4 protein-coding genes are annotated in these 7,432 nt (G+C 37.2%); 3 read left to right on the forward strand and 1 reads right to left on the reverse strand.

Annotated elements, in window-relative coordinates:
- From DPX34_RS03440 to DPX34_RS03450, 3 genes are read left to right on the forward strand one after another with little or no spacing between them, the layout of a single operon-like run.
- The gene (locus DPX34_RS03440; RefSeq protein WP_111977003.1) at positions 1 to 1,251 is read left to right on the forward strand and encodes an MksB family condensin complex protein; all 1,251 of its coding nucleotides are present in this window, start codon (positions 1 to 3) and stop codon (positions 1,249 to 1,251) included.
- 19 nt (positions 1,252 to 1,270) lie between these two features.
- Positions 1,271 to 1,885, forward strand: coding sequence for a condensin complex protein MksE (locus DPX34_RS03445; protein ID WP_438938507.1), 615 nt, complete (start codon positions 1,271 to 1,273; stop codon positions 1,883 to 1,885).
- Positions 1,878 to 4,670, forward strand: coding sequence for an Mks condensin complex protein MksF (locus DPX34_RS03450; RefSeq protein ID WP_111977005.1), 2,793 nt, complete (start codon positions 1,878 to 1,880; stop codon positions 4,668 to 4,670). Before DPX34_RS03445 ends, DPX34_RS03450 begins: the two co-directional genes overlap by 8 nt.
- Positions 4,671 to 4,758: 88 nt before the next feature.
- Here the strand turns inward: DPX34_RS03450 and DPX34_RS03455 are convergent, their stop codons facing one another.
- On the reverse strand, positions 4,759 to 7,233 hold the full coding sequence (locus DPX34_RS03455) for an ATP-binding protein (RefSeq protein WP_111977006.1): 2,475 nt from the start codon (positions 7,231 to 7,233) through the stop codon (positions 4,759 to 4,761).
- Positions 7,234 to 7,432: the final 199 nt, after the last annotated feature.

Genomic DNA, 7,432 nt, shown 5'->3' on the forward strand with positions numbered 1-7,432 from the left:
ATGATACCTGCACAGCGAATAATCAGAACGATTAGCGAACATTGGCGCGTGATTGAAGTTATTGTTGAGCGCTTTGCCGGGCTTAGCTTTAGCCTGCAAGATGTCCAAAACCTAATTGCACGCAAAGAACCTGAATGGCCGAGTGATCGTGTATACAAAGAAGCCTATAAACTCGTGCAAATGGAAATTATCATTCCACAAGCAAAATCATCTCATTTACAACTTAATCAAGGTGTTCTTGAATTTGCTCAATATTTGTTACACGAGCAGCAACTCGGTTTAGCGGAAGAAATAAGTCTGCTCATTGAAAATTTAAAACGTTTAGCAGACAAACTTGCTGCTAGTATCCGCCAAGATGATTACGAAGATACACGACGCTATTGTCGTCAAATGGATGATAGAGTGCGCAAAATCACCAAACAATTTGACGCAAATGAAAGCGCAATCTATAACATTGTTGAAAACGCTAAAGCCGATTTAAGCAACTTGTCACTCGACAAACGCTATCGTGCGGTTGTTGAAGCGTTTGATGAATATATCGAACCCATGCTTGAAATGATTGACATTAATGGCGGCGTTAAACAAATATTCGATGAAATAGAAATGATCTTGTCCAATGCAATCGCTCGCATAGAACATACTGGCGTCATGGCAAATGAAAAAGAAATCCTAATCCAACTCAGAAGTCGTATTTTAGAAATGTATGGCATGAGCTTAGGTAACCTACGCCGTTGTGCTGATATTCTGATGCCTTTACGAGAAGAGTTGCGTAAAAATACACTTTTAACTCAGCAAGTCGCTGAAGTGCTCGCACAATTTAGAAAAAAAGGCATAGAGCAAACAATCGCTCAGCATGTTGTGCATTTATCCAGTGATGTACAAAAAAATTCACTCGGGAGCGCTAATCAACTAACGGCTTACATGGCAGAACTCGCTAATTATGAAGAAGCACAACTCGAAATGCCCAATGTGAGTGATACGCAAGCACAACTTCCTCCTTCATTACCTGATTTTGATGTGGTTATTCACCAAGCTAAGCAACAAAAAAATATTAAAAACATGCTAACTTGGCTAAGCGATAGCTATCAAGATGTTGCCCCTGATGAATTACTGTATTTGTATCAAAAATTAGCAAATGCCGATGAAATGTCCATCTCGCATAGCGAACAAAAAGAAACAATCACGCTACATGATTTAACAGTTAACTTGCACCCTTATCAAGCGGCGCCAATAGCTAACGTTACAAAATAAGATTAACTAAGAAATTATTATGCAAATAGACTTATTAGAACTGACCTTATTACAAGATATCAATAAAAAACTTGTCAGCGGCTACCATATCAGCGAGCAAGATGTGCAGTTGTGGCAACAGCTTGATCAATATCAAGATGAATACGCGGCTTTGTTTTCTGGCTTGGGCTATCGCTTAAAACATGATGCCCGTGGCTATTTTTATATCGATGCCGATGACAGTACAGTAAACATGGGCAAAATTTCGCGCGCCATGGCTGTGACAATATATGTGCTTATAGAGTATTACGCTGATAATGGCTTTGATCCCTTACGAGCGCTTTTTGAGAAAGTCATCACAGAAGAAATAATGCAACAAGTGGTGCAAAACCAGTATCACCTTTTTGAGCAGCTTGAAATAACAAGTGCAGCCGAGCTAAAAAGAGATGTATTTAACCGGATGTTACGCAACGGCTTTGCAACCGAAACACAAAGCTTTGAAGAGCATGATTTAGGTCAAATGGGCTTCAAACTCCTTGCGCCCGTTTATCGTTACCTTGATGCGCTTGATGAAATACAACCTCATGAGAGTATTAAACAACCGGCTCCAACCCCTGGGCAAACAGAATTAACCGGAGCAGAATTTGATGAATAAGGAAATTTACGGATTAACCCGCTTAGCGCTACTTAATACAGCCGGATATGCTAAATGTATTATCCCATTGGATGATTCAGCATCGATATGTGCACCGAATAACACGGGTAAATCCTCGGTTATTAATGCATTACAATTTCCGCTCATTAACGATTTAAGAATGACAGAGTGGGATGGACATGATTTAGATGAAACAAAACGCTTTTATTTTTCTAGCGATCAATCTTACATTTTACTTGAAGCACAACTTGCGAATGGCCCTATCGTTATCGGCGTAGCAGGTCGAGGAAAAATAGCGGGTTACGCTTATCAGTTTTTTACATATCAAGGAAAGCTATCATTAGATGATTACTTGGTTGATAACAAAATAGTTAAATACACAAGCTTACCACGTCATTTAGTTGATAAAGGTTATAATCCAATAGAGCTTAAAGCATCCGAGTTAAATGCATTACTGACAGGGGGATCAACGCCATTTGATATGGATATTAACTTAAAAATGATCCCATTAAATAACGCCAGTGACGCACCTATCTATAAAGAAATTTTTAGAAAAATCCTCAATTTACACAAGCTATCATCAAGTGACGTTAAGCGTTTTATCTTACGTGTTTTTGAACGTCATATGTCAAATTCTAAAGTTGATTTTTTCAACGTCTGGAATCAAGCATTCGATAAAGTCACCCGCGCCAGAAAAGAGTTAAGAGCACTCGAAAAACAACAAGACGCCATAGCCGCACTTGAAAGCATGCTAGATAACCGCTCGGTACTGCGTGGAAAAATAAATGCTTATGGCCCTAAATTAGACAAATCATTAGTTGAATGGGATGAGTACTATACACAAGGCTGCGAGTCTATCAGTGAAGAACTAACCAGTATCCTAGAAGAACACAATAGCCATACCGCTAAACGCCATATGTTTGAGAGTCAAGTACGGGATATCGCTACTCAAAAAGCAGAACTTAGCAATTGGTTTGCAAGCTATACACAATTAGAGCAAAGCTACCAATTAACTAATGCGATTACTTTACAAAATAACTTAAGCCAATTAAAGAACAAATATGAATCCTTAACCCACTCTTTAAAAGGCGCTGAAGGTAAAGATTTAGCCAGTATTCAACGCCGTAAGTCATTTGCAGATCGAGATTTACGCCGTTTAAAATTACAACTCAAAAACCTTGAATACAATTTATATTCGCACTTATGCGAAGAGCTGTCGTTCAATGAAGTAAAAGATTTAACTCGATTGTTTAACCCTGATCTCCTTTCTCTTTCAACAACCTCAACCGGTGATGTAAAAATTACCGATGAAGATGCGTTTGCCGATCAATTAGGTCTTATTTCAAATGCAATTAAAGGTGGGAAGTTACACCTTTCAGGTGCAACAATTGATCTTAAAAATTTAGAATCCGCGAGTGTGCCAGGCGGTGATGATAAGTTACAAATAAAAGCTCAACTTGATGATCTAAATTTACTATTAGAAGAACTCAGTGAACTCGAGTTAGTAGCAGAAGATATTGAAGGCAAAAAGCTTGAACAAGCAGAACTATATCAAGATGTAATCGCCGCTGAAGAAGATGTTAAACAATTTGAACGTTATCAGTTGATGGATGAACAAATCAACGACAAAGAGCAATTGCAAGAAAACCTAGAAATAGAAGATAACGGTTTACAAGAAAAGCTTGATGCGCTTCAAGCACGCGGTCAAAGTTTAAGTGATAAACGTACCACGTTAAATGCCAAACTTGAGCAATTAAAACGCCGCTCAGAGCGCTTACAACGCATAAAATCAGAACGCCAAGATTATCAATTAGAACTATTTTCAGGTCGGATAACCCCTTACCCACTTGAGGTGCAAATCGATCTTGATAACCTTGAAGACGAGCTAGATAGTTATAACAAGACCGTTCGAGAGCTTAATGCGATTGAAATGAATATTAAAAATACTTATTTAGTGATCACTAAAGCCGGTATTACTAAATTCGAAATAGAAGAAGATGAAGAAACACGTTATAACAAATTGATCTCGGCTTACCATCACATTGATGATGAGCGTGACGCTATCGAACGCCAAGCAAGAGTCGCATTAACCGAAGTTGCAGCTACTATTAAAGGCTTACGCCAAGATTTAGATCGATTAAAACGCGAGATGTATGAATTTAACAAGAGCATTTGGCGCAAACCAATCTCTAATTTAAAATCATTCACTATCGAGGTTGTTGAGCGAGATGTATTAGTTAAACATATTGATACTATCATCAATACGTCAGGCACTTATGATATTGGCGAGAGCTTTGATTTATTAGCCGGTGAAACACAAAATAAAAATGATACTGAAGTTAATTTAGCTAAAGATTATTTAGTTAAAGCGGCTAGTGAGCGTGGCGCTTTAAGTTTATCGGACCTTTTTGATATTCGTTTTAGAGTCATAAACCGTGAAGATAAAACCGAATACTATGACAAAATTGATTCGGCAGGCTCAAATGGTACCCGCATAACGATAAAGTTATTATGTGGCATGATGTTCATTCGTCATTTATTGGTCGAAAAAGAACGAGGCCTATACCGCATCCCTATCTATATTGATGAAGCGGCAGATATTGATCCAAGCAATCAAAAAGCACTAATAGAGACGGCTTTGGATTTTGGTTTTGTCCCTATATTTGCATCAGTTAAACCACAAACAACGTGTAAATATATTGTGCCAATTAGAACAACCACCGATGGCGCAACAAACTGGGTTGATGAGCGCGACTGGATTGAAATAGAACATCAAGAAGTATAAATAAGAAGAACAAGTGGTCTCTTATTCGAGGCCACTTAAGTAATCAAAATTAGCTATAAAAGAATGATTGAATTTAATCACCTTAATTTCATTCACGATACCGATCAAGTAATCGGTTTAACTCTTTAGCAACCTCTTTTTGATTAATCGGCTTAGCAATAAAGCCCTGCATACCAATTTCAAAACAAGCGTTTTTATCTTCACTGTATGCATTAGCGGTCATCGCAATAATAGTAGGAGGCCTAAAAGTTGTATTATTTAATATTTCTCGTGTTGCTTCTAATCCATCCACATTTGGCATTTGTAAATCCATGAAAATAAAATCATATTGTTTTTTGTTAGCCATAAATATAGCTTCCTGGCCGTCATTTGCAATATCTACCGCGTCATAGCCTAATTGAGCTAAAATACTCTTAGCCACGATTTGGTTAATTTCATTATCCTCAGCGAGTAAAATATTAAGCGATAACTCACTATTTAAGTTGGGTTCTTTATCAATTCTACAAGCCGTGTCACGTCTTTCTTCGGCAATTTTAAATTTAGCTTTAAAATAAAAGCGACTACCTATATCTAAAGTTGATTCACACCAAACGCTTCCGTTCATCACTTTAGCTAATTTTTTACTAATTGCTAAGCCCAAACCTGTGCCACCAAACCGTCTGCTAATAGTCTCATCCGCTTGACGAAAACTTTGAAAAAGTTTATCAATCTCAGTTTCTGCAATTCCAATTCCTGAATCAGAAATACAGAATGTGAGTTCAACATGATCTTGATTAACAAACTGCACTTCACAATTAATCGCGATTTCACCATTGTGTGTAAACTTGACAGCATTAGAAATGAAGTTAGTTAAAATTTGTTTTATACGCAGATCATCTGCTTCTACTAGATTTGGCAAGCAGCTATTTAAATTTAGTGCAATTTTAGAATGATTGACCTTAGCTTGATCGGTAAATAATGCCTGTAAGTCAGTCAAAAGACAGCGTACATTTAAAGGGCGCAAATTTAATTCAATTTTATTAGCATCTATCTTAGCAATATCAAGAATATCATTAACGATTGCCGTTAAATTTTTTGCACTTTTGTCTATTAATTCAACTTTCTGTCGGTAAATTTCTGGTAACTGAGGTTCGTTAAGTAATACATCTGCAATGCCACAAATACCATTCATCGGTGTACGTAACTCATGACTCATATTGGCTAAAAATTGACTTTTAGCCACATTAGCTTGTTCTGCTGCCACAGCAGAATTAGATAAATCTATTTGTTTTTGTTCAAGCTTAGTTAAAGTTTCATTATATTGTTTTACAATAAATCCCACTTCGGTGAATTCATCACTCACCAAACGCGTATTTAAATCACCAGTATGCTGGTGATGGCGCATATTGTTAATTAAATCATTGAGATCTGAACGAGCACCATGCTCACTAATATTTAAACCATCTATTTCATCACTCAATTCAACACGCACGTTAAAACAAAAACGATTAATTAGCCAACATAGGCTAAACGATAAACCAAACACATATAGTGCAACAGTCAACACCAGTAGTAATTGGCTAACAACATGTCCATTTGGGTTAAATAAAGGCAGTGTTAATGTACCTATAATCCCAGGTATCAAATGCACAGGTACAGCAGAAACCACATCATCAATTTGAAATTTTAGTAAAAGTTTAGAGGTAAGTCGATAACCAAGAATACCAATGAAAACTAAGAAAAATGTAGATAATAGATCAATGTAATCAATTGCAGCAGTTGTCACTACCAACCCAGCTAAAACGCCATTTACTAACTCACTGACCTCTATTTTTCTTCGCTTAATAATTAAATAGATGAGCGTTAATGCGCCCCCTAATGCACCTGATACAAAAGTAAGAAGCAATACTTGTAATGTTTTTTCATGCCAAATGCCGAAAGACCCAGCGTTAAACCCGAACCACCCCCACCATAAAAAAAAACAACCTAGCAGTAATTGAACCTGATTAGATTTAGGAATCTCATTTGTTGTGCCATCTTTATTAAATCGGCCAGTACGTGGACCGGCAATAATAATCATGGCTAACGCCATCCACCCTCCCACACTATGAACGATAGTCGCCCCCGCAAAGTCAATCGCCCCTAGCTCTTTTAACCAACCATCAGCGTGCCAAAGCCAATGAGATACCACAGGAAAAATTAAACTAGCTCCAAGAACCGTCATTAACAAATAAGCATTTAATTTTACGCGTTCTGCAATTGCCCCAGAAACAATCGTTAGACAGGTACAACAATAAAAGCTAATGAGTAAATAATGCCCCAGATTCTCATCAAAATTCATTAAATTAATGGTAAGTGGTAAGCCAATAAAGCCAGACGCGCTCGCACCAAAAGCAATATTCCATCCAAATAACAAAAAAGTAAGGAAAACGACAGTTATATCCGCGAAATTTTTAACAGCAACATTAATGCCATTTTTGGTACGACAAGATCCTGCTTCTAAACACAAAAAACCGATTTGTTGGATAAGCACGAGTAAAGCACAGAGAAAAATCCAGATATGATCAAGCATCCAAAAGCACATAAAAATGAAAAGTACTAGTGAGTATAGACAACAAGAGAAGAATACAAAAATAGGAAATAGCCGGTGTTTTTCAAGGTAGCTATCAACTTCTAAAATTAATCAGTAAATTTGAAAGGATAAGTGACGGGTAAGAAAAAGTCAGTGTGTCGGTAGGCATTCAAGCGAGCTAATTTGCAACCCGTGGCTTAATCCACTAAAC

It is taken from the genome of Algibacillus agarilyticus, from assembly GCF_003286125.1.
GTDB lineage: Bacteria > Pseudomonadota > Gammaproteobacteria > Enterobacterales > Alteromonadaceae > Algibacillus > Algibacillus agarilyticus.

What these genes read in the sequence shown, in the direction of transcription:
- DPX34_RS03445 (WP_438938507.1), top strand. Translation starts at nt 1,271, where the DNA reads ATGCAAATAGACTTATTAGAACTGACCTTATTACAAGATATCAATAAA.
- DPX34_RS03455 (WP_111977006.1), bottom strand. Translation starts at nt 7,233, where the DNA reads ATGTGCTTTTGGATGCTTGATCATATCTGGATTTTTCTCTGTGCTTTA.
- DPX34_RS03450 (WP_111977005.1), top strand. Translation starts at nt 1,878, where the DNA reads ATGAATAAGGAAATTTACGGATTAACCCGCTTAGCGCTACTTAATACA.
- DPX34_RS03440 (WP_111977003.1), top strand. Translation starts at nt 1, where the DNA reads ATGATACCTGCACAGCGAATAATCAGAACGATTAGCGAACATTGGCGC.